This is a genomic window from Leptolyngbya boryana PCC 6306 (assembly GCF_000353285.1).
Taxonomy (GTDB): Bacteria; Cyanobacteriota; Cyanobacteriia; order Leptolyngbyales; family Leptolyngbyaceae; genus Leptolyngbya; species Leptolyngbya boryana.
In genome coordinates this window covers 306,355-323,197 of sequence record NZ_KB731324.1, presented here as the reverse complement: position 1 = coordinate 323,197, position 16,843 = coordinate 306,355, and the positions used below count along the sequence as shown (strand labels likewise).

Here is a 16,843-nt window from a genome sequence, read left to right as displayed (position 1 = left end):
TATGCCTGCGATCCAGTATCAGCTTCATCCAAAACCTGATTCTAAAGATCTTTATCAATTTCTTCTCAGGTGTAAACAATCTACTCATCAAGGTGTTGCGAGTATTTCGATTAATGTTGAAGAAATCGACCTACTTGCCGTTCTCAATAGTTTTGTAAAGCCGGATCAAAAGCATTTCTATTTTGAAAACCACGGTGCAGTTTTAGCATTTGATACTGCATTACAGTTTGAAGCCGAAGGCAGCGATCGCTTTTCTCAAATCAAATCATTTATCGAAACAACAAGAAAAAAATCCTATCAAATCGGTGATCTAGATTCTGAATTTTCTGGTATTCATTTTTTCTGTAATTTTTCATTTTTTGATCAGACGAGCGATCGCTTATTTCCTGCTGCAAGTGTGTTCGTTCCGGCTTGGCAAATTTCTCGCAACAAAGGGCGATCGACGATCGTTGCCAATCTAGAAATCTCAGAATCCTTCGATCCAGCAACCGCGACAGACGAAGTTTTAAGCACGATTCAGCGAATTCGTAATGTTAAAGTGATTCGCCTCGCCCTTGATATTCCTAAACCGTTTTTCAATCAAAATCCTGTTTCAGACCGCTTTCAAAAATCCGTCACGGCTGCATTGAAACTCATTCAATCGAAGCATTTTCAAAAAATCGTTTTAGCTGATGCGCTAGATATCACTTCACCATTGCCCTTTAATTTAGTTTCATCCTTAAGCAATTTACGATCGCGCTATCCAAATTGTTATGTGTTCTCAGCAAGTAATGGCAAAGGGGCAACGTTTATCGGTGCAACTCCAGAGCGGCTTGTCAAAATCGAGAACGATCGCTTATTTACAGTTGCTCTCGCTGGCTCAGTTCCCCGTGGCAAAACTCGCGCCGAAGATGCTCGTCTCTCAGCGACTTTACTCAGCCGCCAAAAGGAAAAACACGAACATCAGGTAGTAATTGACTCGATCGCCCAACATCTGAGAAATTTAGGACTCACACCACAATTTTCACCTCCAAGCCTCTTACAACTCCCAAACATTCAGCATTTACAAACTCCAATTCGTGCCACGATTCCATCCGATTTACATCTCTTAGATGCCGTTGCAGAATTGCACCCCACTCCAGCCGTCGCAGGCGCACCGAAGCTAATTGCGTGTGAGCATTTGAAATCATTCGAGCCATTTGAGCGATCGTGGTATGCCGCTCCGATTGGCTGGATGGATCATCATGGCAATGGCGAATTTGCGGTTGGAATCCGGTCTTGTATTTTGCAAGGAAATCAAGCTCGACTCTTCGCAGGCGCGGGAATTGTGGCAGGATCAGATCCAGAGAAGGAATTCGCTGAAGTTCAACTCAAACTGCAAGCCTTGTTGAATGCCCTAACATGAACACTCCTTTGAGCAAAATTCCACCTTTGGAAAACGGCGATCGCTTATCCCGCCCAGAATTCGAGCGACGATACAGCGCTGATCCCCGAATCAAAAAAGCTGAACTCATCGAAGGAATTGTATACGTGGCTTCTCCCTTACGATTTGAACCCCATGCCGAACCTCATAGCGATATGAACGGTTGGCTGTATACCTACATTGTTTCTACTCCTGGCGTTCGTCTGGGTGATACTCCTACAGTTCGCCTGGATTTAGATAATGAGCCTCAACCTGACTTAGTTTTATTCATTGATCCATCCTGCGGAGGCAGAATTACGATCGACAAAGATCGCTATTTATCAGGTGCTCCTGAGCTAGTAGTTGAAATTGCAGCCAGTAGTGCGTCGATCGACACTGGAACGAAAAAGCAAGTTTATCGTCGAAATGGTGTGCAAGAGTATATCGTCTGGCAATCGTTTGAAAATAAATTGGACTGGGTTGAATTGATAGATGCGGAATATCAGCCAATTTTGCCAGATGAACAAGGAATCATGCGATCGCGAGTTTTTCCTGGACTATGGCTCAAAGCTGATGCCCTTTTAAGCGGAGATAGGCTTGCAGTTGTTCAAACCGTTCAAGCTGGTGTGCAATCTCCAGAACATCAAGCCTTTGTAGAAGCACTGCGATCGAGATGAACTTAGATTTTCGGAATATCAATACCTTGTGGGCATCGGTGCTCGTTGAGACATTAGCTCGATCAGGATTAAAAACAGCAATTATCTGTCCCGGTTCTCGATCGACTCCTCTAACTGTTGCTTTTGCTAGACATCCAGACATTGAAGCGATTCCGATTTTAGATGAGAGATCGGCTTCTTTTTTCGCTTTAGGAATTGCTCGAAGAACGCATCAGCCTGTTGTTTTAGTCTGTACTTCCGGATCAGCCGGAGCTAACTTTTTTCCTGCTGTAGTCGAAGCCAGAGAAAGTCGAGTTCCTTTGCTAGTCTTAACCGCAGATCGCCCGCCAGAGTTGAGAAATTGCAATGCAGGACAAGCGATCGATCAACAAAAACTCTTCGGCTCATTCACAAATTTCTACACTGAAATTACAATTCCAGAACTATCACTCCTGTCATATTTAAGACAGACCGTTCTGAATGCGATCGAGCAAACTCAATATCCAATTCCAGGAGTGGTGCATCTAAACTTACCTTTTCGAGAACCGCTAGCACCCATCGAACAATCAGGAATGCCTGCTCAATTACCTGCTAATTTCTTCGAGCATCTTTCCAATTCAAAGTCCCCCAAGCTTGGGGGATTTAGGGGGCTTCCCGACGATCTAGCAACCCAACGAGGAATCATCATTGCAGGAGTCTCCCAACCTAAAGATCTACAAAAATACTGTGAATCGATCGCACTCCTCTCTAAATCGCTCTCAATGCCCGTTTTCGCTGAAGCTCTCTCTCCCCTTCGGAACTTTGCCAGCCTCAATCCTTACTTAATCTCTACTTACGACACAATTTTAAGAAACAAAGAGTTAGCGAAAAACCTTGCTCCTGAAGTAGTGATCCGAATTGGTGAAATGCCAACTAGTAAAGAGGTGCGACTCTGGCTTGAGCAAATTCAACCCTTGCAATACGTCCTTGATCCGAGCGATCGTAGTCTTGACCCGCTGCATAGCAGAACCATTCACATTCGCTTGTCGATCGAAGATCTCCAAACCGTTCCCACTCTACCCATCACAGACTTTCTCAAAGATTGGCTCGCAGCAGAATCTAAAATGCGTCAAATCATTGACCAAAGCCTTGCTGAAGAAACTGCCTTATTTGAGGGCAAATCTGCTTGGCTTCTGTCTCAAACACTTCCGCCTGATATTCCTCTTTTTATTGCAAGCAGTATGCCTGTGCGCGATGCTGAATTCTTCTGGAAGCCTGGAGATTTAAGGATTCAACCCTTTTTCAACCGAGGCGCGAACGGTATTGATGGCACACTGTCTACTGCATTGGGAATTGCTCATCATCAGACTGCCGTGATGCTCACTGGAGATTTAGCGCTCCTACATGATACAAATGGATTTTTAATGCGATCGCAGTTCAAAGGACATTTAACGATCGTGCTAATCAATAACAACGGTGGCGGAATCTTCGGAATGCTTCCCATCGCACCGTTTGATCCGCCCTTTGAAGAATTTTTTGCAACGCCCCAAAACATAGATTTCTCTAAACTCTGTCAAACATACGACGTAAAACATGAAATCATCGAAACTTGGGATCAATTGCGCGATCGCTTAAATCCTCTCCCACCTGATGGTATTCGAGTTCTAGAACTCAGAACCGATCGCCATCACGATGCCAACTGGCGCAAAACCAAACTAAAACACTTTGCGAATTTACTATGACTCTGGACTGGACACCTGTTAAAGACTACGAAGATATCCTCTATCACAAAGCCGACGGCATCGCCAAAATCACCATCAATCGCCCTCACAAACGCAACGCTTTCCGCCCTAAAACGATCGTCGAACTCTACGACGCATTTGCCAATGCCCGCGAAGATTCCCGCATTGGAGTGATCCTCTTCACAGGCGCAGGACCTCACACTGATGGCAAATATGCCTTCTGTTCTGGTGGAGATCAAAGCGTTCGCGGTCATGCAGGCTATGTTGACGAAGCAGGCGTACCGAGATTAAATGTTCTCGACTTACAGCGCTTGATTCGATCGATGCCAAAAGCGATCATTGCTTTGGTTGCGGGATATGCAATCGGCGGTGGTCATGTCTTGCATTTGCTCTGTGATTTGACGATCGCGGCTGATAATGCAGTTTTTGGTCAAACAGGGCCAAAAGTGGGCAGCTTCGATGGTGGATTTGGCGCAAGCTACATGGCTCGAATTGTAGGACAGAAAAAAGCTCGCGAAATCTGGTACCTCTGCCGTCAATACAATGCTCAAGAAGCTCTAGACATGGGACTCGTCAATACTGTTGTCCCCGTTGAACAACTTGAAGCAGAAGGGATTCAGTGGGCACAGGAAATTTTGGAGAAAAGCCCGATCGCGATTCGCTGCCTGAAAGCTGCCTTAAATGCTGACTGTGACGGACAAGCTGGACTTCAAGAACTCGCTGGAAACGCAACGATGCTCTACTACATGACCGAAGAAGGCTCCGAAGGCAAACAAGCTTTTCTAGAAAAACGCAAACCTGACTTTCGCAAATATCCCTGGCTACCTTAAGCAATTCTCACCGTGATTTCAGGCATTGGTACTCAAGGTTTACAGTAGTATCCGTGCCTGCTGTAGAAATGTTGATGTCGTCTCCTCGACCAGAAACTGAAGCTAGCTATCGTTCCCAATTATCCACCGCAGACAGTTTTGAATTCTAACCAATCATCTCTTTGCGAGCGGTGTGTGTTGAGGCTTATGCCGCAGCAGTTTGTAACTGATCAGCAAGCTTAGTAATTTCATCGCGCATCGTAAGTTTTCTAAGCCAATCGATCGGGATACCCGATTCTCCGTAATACGCTCCAGCAACTTGCCCACAAATAGCAGCGGTTGTATCTGCATCATCGCCCAAGTTAGTCGCTGTAAGGATTGCTTGTTCATAAGTTTCTGTTGTCCAGAAACACCAAAGTGCAGCTTCTAAACTCTCGACAACATATCCTGTGCCACGTATATCATTGACTTGTTTACTTTGATACTCCCCACGAGCAATCGATTGAATGGATGGAGATGTAATTGTTTCTCGATTATTCCCAAAAAGAATCTCTGTTTTGCTAGCTCCTGAGAGTGCGCGGAACAGGATGTCTCCAAACAAACGACTTGCCTCAATACACTCTGGTGCACCATGTGTTGTTCGAGAACTCTCACCGGAAAAATGTAGAATGCGATCGCGGTCTGAGAAATAAAACATAGGGATAGGTGCGAGTCGCATCAAACAGCCATTTCCGGCAGACCGTGGACTCGTGGAACCGCTAAATGGATTGCCAGAGGTTTTGTATTGATGCAAGGCTTGACAGACTGTGTTACCAATGTCAAAGCAGTCACCAGTACTGCTCAGATAACCGTTCTCATACCAATTGCAGTAACGATGCATTTGATCGATCGCATCAAATGCACCAACCTCGACGAGACTAGTCGCCAGGCATAACGCCATTGATGTATCGTCAGTCCATTGACCAGGCTTGAGGTTAAATGGGCCTCCGCCGACCATATCTGTTACAGGAGAGAAAGAGCCACGACGCTGAAATTCAACCGTTGTGCCTACAGCATCGCCTGCAGCTAGTCCTAACAGACACCCTCGAAATCGTTCTGATCGATTCATAGAAATTTACTGTGTTTTATAGTCTGCGACCAGACTCATATCTGATGATTCTAACCGAGAGATTTAATTTCATATCCCTACTGTTTACCTCGTGCTGGCTCGAGATCGCAGTTTCTAGCCCATGTAGAGATCATGCTCGTTTTTTGAATCAGAGCTTATCTACAATGAGAAGAGAATGAGCTTAGAAGTCTAATGGCAAAAGATCGATTTCATCAAGTTGTAAGAACTGCCCTAGAAAAGGAAGGGTGGAACATTACAGATGATCCTTACGAGATCAATGTGGATGATGTCGATTTTGAAATTGATTTAGCTGCCGAACAACTCCTTGCCGCAGAACGAGAAGGACGAAAGATTGCAGTAGAAGTCAAAAGTTTCATCAGTCCATCCAATGTTGGAGAGTTTCATACTGCTTTGGGGCAGTTTCTGAATTATCGGGACGCACTGACACAAATTGAACCCGATCGACGGCTTTACCTTGCAGTACGCGAGCCAGTTTACACCACTTTCTTTCAGAGAAAATTTATCGTTTCAGCAGTTGAGCGGTATCAACTTCGCTTGGTAATTTATGACGTACAACAGGAGGTCTTTACACAATGGCTGTAGAGCAATATCGCCAATACATTCGTCAGTTACTTTCTGAACGTCGATCGCGTGCTTCTCGACCTCGAAATGCTCAGGAGTACGAAGTCCAAACTTTATTTGATACAGAACAGGATCACTATCAACTGCTCTATGTGGGTTGGCGGGGTACACGTCGAGATTTTGGCTGCATTCTACATCTAGATATTAAAGATGGAAAGATTTGGATTCAGCATGATGGAACAGAGGAAGGAATTGCAAATCGACTGGTCGAGCTAGGTGTTCCAAAGCAAGATATCATCCTGGCGTTTCATGAACCTGAAATTCGTCAATATACGGATTTTGGAACAGGTGAGGCTGTGGCTTAAGAGACTCTCTCGTTTTCATCAGCTACAGCCACAAAGATGTTGCTTTCCGCACTTCTCAACTTCCGATTCCTAAAAGCCCTTGCGATTGCAATAAATTAATAAAAAAGGTCGATCCTAAGACCGACCTCAACTCGATTAATCCTCAGCAAAGATGTACTTATAAAGTTCACTCGGATCAGGTTCAGGACTCTCTAACCCAAACTTCACCGCATCCTCGACAACAGCTTGTACCTTCTTCTCGATGTCCTTCAATTCCGACTGCGTCACCAAACTCTGCTCAATCAGATAAGCCGAAAGCTTCTTCAACGGATCACGCGCTAACCAAGCTTCTTTCTCTTCTTTCGATCGCAGTTCATCCGGATCAGCCAGCGAGTGTCCTCTAAATCGATATGTCAAACACTCAATCAAAGTCGGCCCTTCTCCAGCCCGTGCCCGTCTCACCGCTTCTTGAGCCACGCCCCGAACCGCTAGCACATCCATGCCATCGACTTCGTAACCCGGCATCCCAAAGACACTCGCCTTTTTGTAAATCTCAGTCTGAGAACTGGCTCGATCGTGTGCCATGCCGATCGCCCACTTATTATTCTCGACTACGAAAATAATCGGCAACTTCCACAACGCTGCCATATTCAGACATTCAAAGAACTGACCATTATTCGTTGTGCCATCACCGAAGAAGCAAGCCGTAACCTGATCGGCACTCTCATCGCCCATCACTTCGCGCCGATATTTCGACTGGAATGCTGCCCCAGTCGCGACGGGAATCCCTTCTCCGATAAATGCAAATCCGCCGAGTAATCGATGCTCTGCTGAAAACAAGTGCATCGAACCGCCCCGACCCTTACTACAGCCCGTCGCCTTGCCAAACAGCTCCGCCATCACCTCGCGAGCCGGAACTCCGCAGCTGAGTGCATGAACGTGATCCCGGTACGTACTACAGACATAGTCCTCACTCTGGCGCATCGCTCGGATTACACCCGTCGAAACCGCCTCTTGTCCGTTATATAAGTGAACGAACCCAAACATCTTGCCGCGATAGTACATTTCGGCGCACTTATCTTCAAAGAAGCGACCGAGAACCATATCTTCATATAGCATCAAGCCTTCCTCGCGAGTCACTTGCGCGGGAACGGTCTGGAATGCGGGAAATGCTCTTTCTTGAACCATGAGAATCCATTAACCTCGCTGCAATACTCGACCCGAAAGTAATTGAAAACTGCGCCTAAGATTGCGCGCCATTCTGAATAATCTAATCTAAAATACCTTCCTGGTGTATCAAAGATCAAATGCTCAAACCGGAAACGTATCAGACACAGAGGCAGATTTTAACAAATTTCAAGAATTATTTAACTTGAAGTGGTTCCATCTCTCTATAGATGAGATTATTGTTAGGATCACCTTTTAAAGTTACGCACCCGGAAGCTACCGACTTTGCATCTACAGGGTATGATGGCTGTCAACTTGAACGTCATCTTCTCAATCTTTACTCGATACCACTGCTGGGGACGTGAACCGTGCGTATACCGCTCGACTACTACCGAATTTTAGGTCTGCCGATGCAAGCGACGGCAGACCAACTGAAGCAAGCTCATCGCGATCGCACTTTACAACTCCCGCGCCGCGAGTACTCGGAAGCTGCCATTGCCACGCGCCGCAGCCTTTTAGATCAAGCTTATGCGGTGTTGTCTGATCCAGAGCAGCGTAAACAAGTAGACGAAACGCTACTCAGTACTCAGTACGAATCAGACAGCGATGCGATCACGATCGAGATTGACGATCAGCAACTCATTGGTGGATTGCTGATTCTCCAAGAGCTGGGTGAATATGAATTAGTTCTGAAGATCGGTCGTCCTTACCTCAGTAGCGGAACCGCAACGATTAAAGATGGGCGCTTTGGTGATCCCCGGATTGTATTGTCGGATATTGTATTGACGATCGCGCTTGCGTGTCTCGAACTGGGTCGGGAGCAATGGCAACAAGGACAGTATGAAAGTGCCGCCGAAGCGCTGGAAACTGGGCAAGAATTGCTGTTACGAGAAGGCTTATTTGCGGGAGTGCGGGGTGAGATTCAGTCTGATTTGTATAAACTGCGACCCTACCGGATTTTGGAACTCTTAGCGCTGCCGGAAAGTGAGGCGAACGATCGTCAGCACGGGTTGCGCTTATTGAAAGACATGCTGCGAGAACGGGGCGGCATTGATGGAACCGGAAACGATCAGTCTGGGTTAAGCATTGATGACTTTTTGCGGTTTATTCAACAATTGCGCGGTTATTTGAGCGCGGAAGAACAACAAGCCCTGTTTGAAGAAGAATCGCGTCGTCCTTCAGCTGTCGCAACTTATCTAGCCGTATACTCGCTGTTAGCCAGAGGATTTGCTGAGCATCAGCCTGCCTTGATTCGCCGTGCCAAAGGGATGTTATCGCGGCTAGGCAGTCGGCAAGATGTCCATTTAGAGCAATCGGTCTGTGCCTTACTGCTCGGTCAAACTGAAGAAGCGAGTCGAGTCCTCGAACTGTCTCAAGAATATGAGCCGCTCGCCTTTATTCGTGAAAATTCCCAGGGTGCTCCGGATCTATTGCCCGGACTGTGCCTTTATTCTGAACGGTGGCTTCAAGATGAAGTCTTTCCCCATTTCCGCGATCTAGCGAAGCGCGAAGCCTTGCTGAAAGAGTATTTTGCAGATGAGCAAGTGCAGGCTTATCTCGAAGAACTGCCCGCAGACGGTGAAGTTGTGGCGGATTGGTCTTTAGGAGAGCGCGGACTCCATCGCGAATTGATCTCAAGCGTTAGCCGCAATGGTCGATCGCGCAGTCAAACCTTCGTGACTGAAGAGAACTTGGGGGGCTATCGTTCTGCAACGGCAACGCTGACCGCTGAAACCGCTCCGCTGCCTGCGGCGGAAAGGTCTGCAAAACTTGGTTCAAATGGCGCAAGAACAAAGCCGCGATCGGAACGTCCTCGAAATGGTCGTCCTCGTCCGACTCAATCGCGCTATCAAGCACCGGATCACGATGAATCCACTGCACCTCCTAGAGAAAGCCGTCGATCGCGCTGGTTGCTCCTTTTACTGGGAGTGGCGATGGCGATGGGGTTAGGGTTCCTGATGATTCGCGCACTCAGAGCCATTCTAAGTCCTGGCACTCCAGCAGTTGATCCGCTGCTCGTACAGCTTGATCAGCCCATTGTGAACTTAAAACCCGCAGAACAGCCCGTTTCACTCACGGGAGAGATGAATGTCGCTCTGGCACAAACCGCGATCGAAACTTGGCTCAATGCGAAAAAAGCGGCAATGGGAAGCAATCATGACCCTAGCAAACTGACGCAAGTTTTAGCCGAGCCGAAGTTGGCAGAATGGCAACGTGCATCTGACGAAGCAAAACGCGAAAACCAGCACATTGAATACGATCATGCTGTGAAAGTAGACACGGTAGAGGTCAGCCCGACTGATCCGACTCAAGCGATCGCTAAAGCAACGGTGACGGAAGTTCGTAAATATTTTTCGCCGGGTCAGCCTGCCGAGACTCAGACCGATCGCGATATGACAGTCAGCTACACCCTTGTTCGTCAAGACAATCAGTGGAGAATTAAAACCTGGCAGTAATTTTTTGCCAAAAATGTCTCTCTTCTGACTGTACTAATTCCTTTCATGATCCGTTACGATAGCGATGGGAGTAGCGCCCAGTGGCGGAAAGGGCATGATCGGAAGTTTGGTTCACGCTTACACCCCCTTAATCCTTTGGACAGGGGTGGGAGCATTGTTGTTTCGTTTTTTACCAGAATCGTTTCCAAGATTCTTAGGTCGAAGTCTTTACTGGGTCGGTGTTCCTTGGCAGATCTTTGCCCTGGTACGAGAAACAGATTTTTCATCCAATATTGGGATTGTTCCCGCAGTGACGATCGCCACCCTCGGCACAGGGTTAACGATCGCGTGGCTTGCTTTGCGAATTTTGATTTGGCTCAAAACTCAAGTCAAACCCGCTTGGCTCGATAAAATTGAACCTTGGTTTCCGCCGCTTGACCGCGCTTCTCAAGGGACATTTGTGATCGCAGCGACGATCGGCAATACTGGGTTTGTTGGGTTAGGACTTATTCCGGCTTTGATTGGCGATGGAGATCTCAGTTGGGCTGTATTTTTTAGCGTGACGCAAAATCTTGTAGGAACCTTTGGCGTTGGCGTTTTAGTCGCGAGTCACTATGGGCGATCGGAAACTCAAAGTACGCCTTTAACCTTGCTGCGTGACATTTTGACGGTTCCGACGTTATGGGCATTTGCGGCTGCTTATTTTACTCAGTCGATCGCATTTCCCAACTGGGCAGAAACGCTCTGCCAATCGTCGTTATTGTTTGTGATTCCTGCTTCTTTCCTGCTGATGGGGATGCGCTTGATTCAACTGAATGGAATTGATAGTCTGAAAGCAGCGGCTGTCCCGGTTGCCTTGAAAGCAGTCATTTTGCCAAGTTTAGTTGCGATCGCCGTTACCTTATTAGGACTGAATCACGATGCCCGGCTATCGTTAATCATCATGGCAGGCGTTCCCAGTGCCTTTGCCAGCTTGATTTTGGCGGAAGAGTACAACTTAGATCACAACCTGGCAGCGAGTAGCATCGCCCTCAGTACGATCGCCATTCTGGTGACAATTCCGATCTGGCTGGTAATCAGTTATTAGAATCATAAAAAACTGTATAAATCCATACTAGATTCTGGATCAATGGTAGAATTTTGCCGACAAGTCGAGATGCACTTTATATGCCGACCCCGATTCTGACCGAATCCGCACCCATCTCACCCAAGCTTACGCTCGGACGCATTTTGGTTGTCGAAGACGAAGATTTAATTCGAGATACGATCGCGCTCACCCTTTCTGATGAAGGCTACGAAGTAACGACTGCTGTAGATGGGCAACAAGCATTAGCGCGATTACAAGCGGCGATGAATGCAGACCGTAGCAGCGAGACGGCTCTGCCTGACTTGATTATTTTGGATTTAATGCTGCCTTATATCAACGGATTAGATATTTGTCGTTGGATGCGACGCGAAGGCAGCAGCGTTCCCATTCTCATCCTCAGTGCCAAAGGCAGCGAGATGGATCGCGTTGTCGGACTCGAAGTCGGCGCGGATGACTATCTGACCAAGCCTTTTGGCATGCGGGAATTAGTCGCGCGCTGCCGTGCGCTCCTGCGTCGTCACCAGCAATTTCAGCCCGCTCAGACTGAGCCGACTCTGCAATATCAGGAAGTCACAATCTATCCGCAGGAATGCCGGGTGACCGTGCGTGGTGAAGTCGTGAACTTCTCTCCCAAAGAATTCAAACTGCTCGAACTGTTTCTGCGTCACCCCAAACGAGTTTGGTCACGAGATCAACTGCTCGAAAAAATCTGGGGACACGATTTTATTGGGGAAAGTAAAACAGTTGATGTTCATATTCGTTGGATTAGAGAAAAGCTAGAAATTGATCCGAGTAATCCGCAGTATTTAATCACAGTCAGAGGCTTTGGGTATCGATTCGGTTAAGCTAGGAGTCATGAGCACAACGCTCATAGTGAACTCTCGCCCCCTGTTTTGCCTGTGTCTGTTTTCTGGTTTCTGGCTGGACTTGCGATCGGAATTCTGCCACTGACGATTTACCGGAGTCATCTTAGTTCTCGCATTGACCAGTTGGCAAAGACGCTGCCGCCGGATGAGGCAAGCGTGGACTTATCGATCATGTCTCGATTGTCCATGCGGCTTGCACATGATCAAGCTCAGACGGAAAAACTCGAACGCAAACTGGAAGTTTGGAAGCAGATTCTTTACCTGGCTCCCATCGGCTACTTGCAAGTCGATGAAGAGAATCAGTTGATTTGGTGCAATTCTGCGGCTGTGCAACTGTTGGGGATCAATCAGGGCGATGACTATGCTCCACGGCTATTGTTGGAGTTAGTGCGATCGTATGAACTGGATGCTCTGATCGAAAAAGCGCGGGAAAAAGGTCAACCCCATCAGCGCGAATGGCGATTTTATCCGGCTTCTGCCGATGCTGAAAACCTCTCTCAAGCGCGCTCAACTCCGCTGCGAGGGCTGGCTTTTCCACTTCAAGGTGGAGAAGTGGGTGTTTTCTTAGAAGACCGCCAAGAAGCGGTTACTCTATCGCAACAACGCGATCGCTGGACTTCTGATGTCGCCCATGAGCTTAAAACTCCCCTGACTTCGATTCGACTGGTTGCCGAAACCCTGCAATCTCGCATCGATCCCCCAAATCGTCAGTGGGTGGATCGCCTGCTCAATGAAACCTTGCGCTTAAGTCGTTTAGTTCAAGACTTGCTGGATCTGAGCCAACTGGATCTCAATCCGGCGCAGCGATTGAAGTTAAAGCAAACGGATCTCGTCACACTGATCAATGCTGCTTGGCAAAGCTTAGAACCGATCGCAAGTGAAAAACAAGTACAATTTTATTACAGTGGTCTAGCATCTGTGATCGTTCGCGCAGATGAGGCTCGAATGCACCGCGTTTTTCTCAACTTACTGGATAACAGCCTCAAGTACAGCCCAAACAAAGGGATCATTCGGATCGAAACCAGTGTAAACGACCAATCAGTTTCCCCCCAGATTCAAGTCGATCTCGTTGATGCTGGCGCAGGATTTCCTGAAGACGCTATCCCTCATATCTTTGAACGCTTTTATCGAGCTGATCCTTCCCGAGTTCGTTCGACTCAAGGGCGAGAAGCAATGCAGCCAACCAGCGGCAGTGGTTTGGGACTTGCGATTGTCCGACAAATCATTGAAGCCCATCAAGGCACTGTGCGTGCACAAAACCATCCTGAAACGGGAGGGGCATGGGTACAAGTCATTCTGCCCTATGAGCGAACTTCATAAATACTTATCGCTAAGTCGCAGCGGATTACGAATTCCGAACGATTCAATTCTTCCGCCATTTTACTGAATACAGGCTGATGTAATATTTGTACATATTAGTTTTGATGCACATAGTTACGGTGATGTTTCGGTATTACTCCTCTTGCCCAATCTTGTCATGACCGAAAGAGTACAAAAAATTCTTTCACAATGGGGAATCGCCTCCCGACGGCAGGCGGAACAGATGATTCTCGAAGGACGAGTTCGGCTGAATGGCGCGATCGCCGAATTGGGACAAAAAGCTGACCCTGACCTAGACCAAGTCGAAGTCGATGGGCAAGTGATTTACCCCCAAGATCGCCCCGAATTTCTCTATTTACTCCTCAATAAACCTGTAGGAGTGGTCACGACCTGCCACGATCCGCAAGACCGCCGTACTGTTCTTGAGCTTCTCCCTGAAGACTTAAGACAGGGGCAAGGTCTTCACCCGATAGGGCGGTTAGATGTAGAATCGACCGGAGCGCTTTTATTGACCAACGATGGCGCATTGACTCATTATCTGACTCATCCGCGCCATCACATTGCGAAAACCTATGATGTCGAAGTGGTGGGACAATTGTCTAGTTCCGCTCTGCGGCAATGGCGAGAAGGCGTAATGTTAGACGATCGAAAGACTTTGCCTGCAACTGTGAACATTCTAAACCGGAATTCCTCTGGTACACTATTGCGAGTTGTCTTACGAGAAGGTCGAAATCGGCAAATTCGGCGCATTGCTGAGCAGTTAGGTTATCCTGTTGTTCGGCTTCACCGAATCGCGATTGGGGATGTTTTACTCCAGCCACCGAGCAAATCTACCTTGCGCCCAGGACAATATCGCTCACTCGAAAAGTTTGAAATTCGCTTGTTGAAGCAGGGAATGACCCTCCCAGAGAGGTTGCCAGCACAGATGAAGGAGCAGCGCAGATGAGACAGCAAACCCTCCAAACGAATCGAGAACAAGCCGAACGGCTCGCTGAATTGGGTGCTCGACTCCGCGATCGCCGTCAAGCACAAGAGATTCCCCTCGAACGGGTGGCAGGCACGACTTGTATTCAGCCCCGATTGTTACGTGCGATCGAACAGGGCAAGATTGACGAGTTGCCTGAGCCTGTTTATATCCATAGTTTTATCCGCCAATATGCCGATGCGATCGGGCTAAATGGTGTGCAATTTGCCAGCGAGTTTCCAACGACTGGTGTGATGGCACTCCCTCAGATCCGTGCGCCTTGGAGAAGTCTGCCCGGAGCACAGTTGCGCCCGGTGCATCTGTATCTGCTCTATCTGCTGCTGATTGTTGGGGCAGTGAATGGCTTATCGTATTTTCTCAATCGATCGGTTCAGTCGGCAGTGGCAACGATTGAGATGCAGAAGCCTCCCACGGTTCCGATGGGACCGATGTTCCCGGCGAAGCAAGAGACAGGGGCTAAGAAAGTTGCTCCATCCTCGAATAAGCCTGTGCGGGTTGGCATGACCTTGACTGCGGAGTCTTGGGTGCGAGTGACCGCAGATGACCAAGTTGCCTACGAAGGAGCGTTGCCGAAGGGGACGCAGCGGACTTGGACAGCAAACAAGCAGGTCGTGGTCACGGCAGGAGATGCAGGGAGCGTGATTGTTTCTTATAACGAGAGCGCGGGGCAGCCTTTAGGCTCACCGGGAGAGGTGGAAGAGAAAGTGTTTCCACCAACTCCGGCTATGGCAAATGCAAATCTGCCGTAGAGGGTAGAAAATTCGAGAGAAATGGGGTGAGTCTCGCCCCATTTTTTTTCGTCCCATGGTTTTTGGGAGTGGGGAGTGGGGGGTAGCAGGAGCTTTCGATCCCCTCTAGGCAAGCGTAGCGCCAAGATGTAAACTCAATCCGTTAAACGCCAATTGATTCTCATGTCTTTCCACGCAACTCTAGAGCAGATTATTTCAGTCCTTGAGGCATCTTTTCAGAATTTACCTGATCGGTCATGCACGGCAACTTCCATCACAACAGATAGCCGTGCTGTCAAACCAGGTGAAATCTTTCTGGCATTACGTGGTGAGAAATTCGACGGACATGATTTTGTAGAATCCGCGATCGCGCAAGGGGCAATTGCCGCGATCGTGGATGCTCAATTTGATGCAGGTGATCTTCCTGTCCTGATCGTTCCAGATACCTTGGTTGCGTATCAAGCGATCGGGCATTGGTGGCGGACTCAATTTAAGATTCCAATTATTGCGATTACTGGGTCAGTTGGAAAGACGACGACAAAAGAATTGATTGCAGCAGTTTTATCGAAATACGGCAAAGTTCATAAGACGCAAGCAAATTACAACAATGAGATCGGAGTTCCAAAAACACTTTTAGAATTAAATCAAGATCATGATTTTGCAGTGATTGAAATGGGAATGAGAGCGCTCGGAGAAATTGCGCTGCTGTCTCAGATTGCAAGTCCTGATATTAGTGTGATTACCAATGTAGGAACAGCGCATATTGGAATTTTGGGATCGCGAGAAGCGATCGCTCAAGCCAAATGTGAGTTACTGGCTGAGATGCCGAAAGATTCAGTGGCAATTTTGAACTATGAAAATCCGCTTTTACTAGAAACAGCAAAAACAGTTTGGCAAGGCAAGTCCATCACTTACGGGCTGAGCGGTGGTGATGTGCAGGGGCACTTGATCAATCCTGAAACTCTGAAAGTAGAGGATCTAGCGTTTCCTCTACCTTTGCTAGGAGAACACAATGCACTGAATTTTTTAGCAGCTTTGGCAGTGGTGAAAGCTTTGAATCTGGATGCATCGAAGCTGACCGAGGGAATTGAAGTTGATTTACCGAGCGGTCGAGCAAAACGCTATGAACTCTCAAACGATGTCGTCATTTTAGATGAGAGCTACAACGCTGGATTGGAGTCAATGCTAGCGTCTTTGAAGTTGCTAGCACAGACCGAAGGAGAACGGAGAATTGCTGTGCTTGGAACCATGAAAGAACTGGGCGACTGGTCAATTCAATATCATCGGCAAGTTGGAGAACAAGTCAAGAATTTGAAACTCGATCGACTGTTGATTTTGGCTGATCCCGGGGAAGCTGAGGCAATGGCAACGGCAGCGGCTCCTGTTCTAGCCGAAAAGTTTGAAAATCACGAGGCAGTTGTTGCTCGACTGAATCAATTGATGCAATCAGGCGATCGCTTATTGTTTAAGGCTTCTAGAGCGGTAGGTCTCGATCGCGTCGTCGCTCAACTCCTCCCATAGGATCGACCTTCTCCTCCTTTCAGAAGACCCCCCCTCTCACCTGAGAAAGATGCTTAGAACCCGTACACTCAGCGATTCTAGCGTCAAAGGTAGTGTTTCAAAATTGCAGCCTCACTGACACAGATGTTGTGTT

General features: G+C 47.7%; 15 protein-coding genes. 13 read left to right on the top strand and 2 right to left on the bottom strand.

Annotated elements, in window-relative coordinates; all coding sequences use genetic code 11:
- The first annotated feature begins 1 nt into the window (after nucleotide 1).
- The 4 genes from LEPBO_RS0101485 to menB are packed head-to-tail and all read left to right on the top strand — an operon-like array spanning nucleotide 2 to nucleotide 4,588.
- Nucleotides 2-1,384 (top strand): isochorismate synthase, encoded by a 1,383-nt coding sequence (locus LEPBO_RS0101485; protein WP_017285753.1) that lies wholly within the window; start codon nucleotides 2-4, stop codon nucleotides 1,382-1,384.
- Entirely contained in the window at nucleotides 1,381-2,058 is a 678-nt protein-coding gene (locus LEPBO_RS0101480) for a Uma2 family endonuclease (RefSeq protein WP_017285752.1), read from the top strand. The genes LEPBO_RS0101485 and LEPBO_RS0101480 overlap by 4 nt, the downstream gene beginning before the upstream one ends.
- A complete protein-coding gene (gene menD / locus LEPBO_RS0101475; RefSeq protein WP_017285751.1) occupies nucleotides 2,055-3,758 on the top strand; it encodes a 2-succinyl-5-enolpyruvyl-6-hydroxy-3-cyclohexene-1-carboxylic-acid synthase in 1,704 nt (567 codons plus the stop codon). Before LEPBO_RS0101480 ends, menD begins: the two co-directional genes overlap by 4 nt.
- The gene (gene menB / locus LEPBO_RS0101470; RefSeq protein ID WP_017285750.1) at nucleotides 3,755-4,588 is read left to right on the top strand and encodes a 1,4-dihydroxy-2-naphthoyl-CoA synthase; all 834 of its coding nucleotides are present in this window, start codon (nucleotides 3,755-3,757) and stop codon (nucleotides 4,586-4,588) included. The genes menD and menB overlap by 4 nt, the downstream gene beginning before the upstream one ends.
- A gap of 184 nt (nucleotides 4,589-4,772) precedes the next feature.
- Here the strand turns inward: menB and LEPBO_RS0101465 are convergent, their stop codons facing one another.
- Nucleotides 4,773-5,675 carry an ADP-ribosylglycohydrolase family protein gene (locus tag LEPBO_RS0101465; RefSeq protein WP_017285749.1) on the bottom strand — a complete coding sequence of 301 codons (903 nt, stop codon included), beginning with the start codon at nucleotides 5,673-5,675 and terminating at the stop codon, nucleotides 4,773-4,775.
- A gap of 192 nt (nucleotides 5,676-5,867) precedes the next feature.
- Between LEPBO_RS0101465 and LEPBO_RS0101460 the strand changes: the two genes are divergently transcribed.
- Nucleotides 5,868-6,278: a XisH family protein gene (locus tag LEPBO_RS0101460; RefSeq protein ID WP_017285748.1), complete on the top strand. Its 411-nt coding sequence runs from the start codon at nucleotides 5,868-5,870 to the stop codon at nucleotides 6,276-6,278.
- Entirely contained in the window at nucleotides 6,269-6,622 is a 354-nt protein-coding gene (locus tag LEPBO_RS0101455) for a XisI protein (protein WP_017285747.1), read from the top strand. Before LEPBO_RS0101460 ends, LEPBO_RS0101455 begins: the two co-directional genes overlap by 10 nt.
- Nucleotides 6,623-6,757: 135 nt before the next feature.
- On the opposite strand, the gene pdhA is transcribed toward LEPBO_RS0101455, so the two are convergent.
- Complete coding sequence (pdhA, locus tag LEPBO_RS0101450; RefSeq protein WP_017285746.1) at nucleotides 6,758-7,789, bottom strand: pyruvate dehydrogenase (acetyl-transferring) E1 component subunit alpha; 1,032 nt, start codon at nucleotides 7,787-7,789, stop codon at nucleotides 6,758-6,760.
- Between the two features lie 347 nt (nucleotides 7,790-8,136).
- Between pdhA and LEPBO_RS0101445 the strand changes: the two genes are divergently transcribed.
- The 7 genes from LEPBO_RS0101445 to LEPBO_RS0101415 all read left to right on the top strand — a co-directional run bounded on the left by LEPBO_RS0101445 (nucleotide 8,137) and on the right by LEPBO_RS0101415 (nucleotide 16,710).
- Nucleotides 8,137-10,224 (top strand): IMS domain-containing protein, encoded by a 2,088-nt coding sequence (locus tag LEPBO_RS0101445; protein WP_026148342.1) that lies wholly within the window; start codon nucleotides 8,137-8,139, stop codon nucleotides 10,222-10,224.
- 94 nt (nucleotides 10,225-10,318) lie between these two features.
- Nucleotides 10,319-11,290 (top strand): AEC family transporter, encoded by a 972-nt coding sequence (locus LEPBO_RS0101440; RefSeq protein WP_026148341.1) that lies wholly within the window; start codon nucleotides 10,319-10,321, stop codon nucleotides 11,288-11,290.
- Nucleotides 11,291-11,370: 80 nt separating this feature from the next.
- Nucleotides 11,371-12,135, top strand: coding sequence for a response regulator transcription factor (locus LEPBO_RS0101435; protein ID WP_017285743.1), 765 nt, complete (start codon nucleotides 11,371-11,373; stop codon nucleotides 12,133-12,135).
- 54 nt (nucleotides 12,136-12,189) lie between these two features.
- Nucleotides 12,190-13,476, top strand: coding sequence for a sensor histidine kinase (locus LEPBO_RS0101430; RefSeq protein WP_017285742.1), 1,287 nt, complete (start codon nucleotides 12,190-12,192; stop codon nucleotides 13,474-13,476).
- Nucleotides 13,477-13,633: 157 nt separating this feature from the next.
- Entirely contained in the window at nucleotides 13,634-14,422 is a 789-nt protein-coding gene (locus tag LEPBO_RS0101425) for a pseudouridine synthase (protein ID WP_026148340.1), read from the top strand.
- On the top strand, nucleotides 14,419-15,210 hold the full coding sequence (locus LEPBO_RS0101420; RefSeq protein ID WP_017285740.1) for a helix-turn-helix domain-containing protein: 792 nt from the start codon (nucleotides 14,419-14,421) through the stop codon (nucleotides 15,208-15,210). The genes LEPBO_RS0101425 and LEPBO_RS0101420 overlap by 4 nt, the downstream gene beginning before the upstream one ends.
- Before the next feature lie 162 nt (nucleotides 15,211-15,372).
- On the top strand, nucleotides 15,373-16,710 hold the full coding sequence (locus tag LEPBO_RS0101415) for a UDP-N-acetylmuramoyl-tripeptide--D-alanyl-D-alanine ligase (protein ID WP_017285739.1): 1,338 nt from the start codon (nucleotides 15,373-15,375) through the stop codon (nucleotides 16,708-16,710).
- Nucleotides 16,711-16,843: the final 133 nt, after the last annotated feature.

Excerpts from the sequence above, each read along its gene's own strand:
- LEPBO_RS0101485 (WP_017285753.1), top strand. The coding sequence starts at position 2 with ATGCCTGCGATCCAGTATCAGCTTCATCCAAAACCTGATTCTAAAGAT.
- LEPBO_RS0101480 (WP_017285752.1), top strand. The coding sequence starts at position 1,381 with ATGAACACTCCTTTGAGCAAAATTCCACCTTTGGAAAACGGCGATCGC.
- menD (WP_017285751.1), top strand. The coding sequence starts at position 2,055 with ATGAACTTAGATTTTCGGAATATCAATACCTTGTGGGCATCGGTGCTC.
- menB (WP_017285750.1), top strand. The coding sequence starts at position 3,755 with ATGACTCTGGACTGGACACCTGTTAAAGACTACGAAGATATCCTCTAT.
- LEPBO_RS0101465 (WP_017285749.1), bottom strand. The coding sequence starts at position 5,675 with ATGAATCGATCAGAACGATTTCGAGGGTGTCTGTTAGGACTAGCTGCA.
- LEPBO_RS0101460 (WP_017285748.1), top strand. The coding sequence starts at position 5,868 with ATGGCAAAAGATCGATTTCATCAAGTTGTAAGAACTGCCCTAGAAAAG.
- LEPBO_RS0101455 (WP_017285747.1), top strand. The coding sequence starts at position 6,269 with ATGGCTGTAGAGCAATATCGCCAATACATTCGTCAGTTACTTTCTGAA.
- pdhA (WP_017285746.1), bottom strand. The coding sequence starts at position 7,789 with ATGGTTCAAGAAAGAGCATTTCCCGCATTCCAGACCGTTCCCGCGCAA.
- LEPBO_RS0101440 (WP_026148341.1), top strand. The coding sequence starts at position 10,319 with ATGATCGGAAGTTTGGTTCACGCTTACACCCCCTTAATCCTTTGGACA.
- LEPBO_RS0101435 (WP_017285743.1), top strand. The coding sequence starts at position 11,371 with ATGCCGACCCCGATTCTGACCGAATCCGCACCCATCTCACCCAAGCTT.
- LEPBO_RS0101425 (WP_026148340.1), top strand. The coding sequence starts at position 13,634 with ATGACCGAAAGAGTACAAAAAATTCTTTCACAATGGGGAATCGCCTCC.
- LEPBO_RS0101420 (WP_017285740.1), top strand. The coding sequence starts at position 14,419 with ATGAGACAGCAAACCCTCCAAACGAATCGAGAACAAGCCGAACGGCTC.
- LEPBO_RS0101415 (WP_017285739.1), top strand. The coding sequence starts at position 15,373 with ATGTCTTTCCACGCAACTCTAGAGCAGATTATTTCAGTCCTTGAGGCA.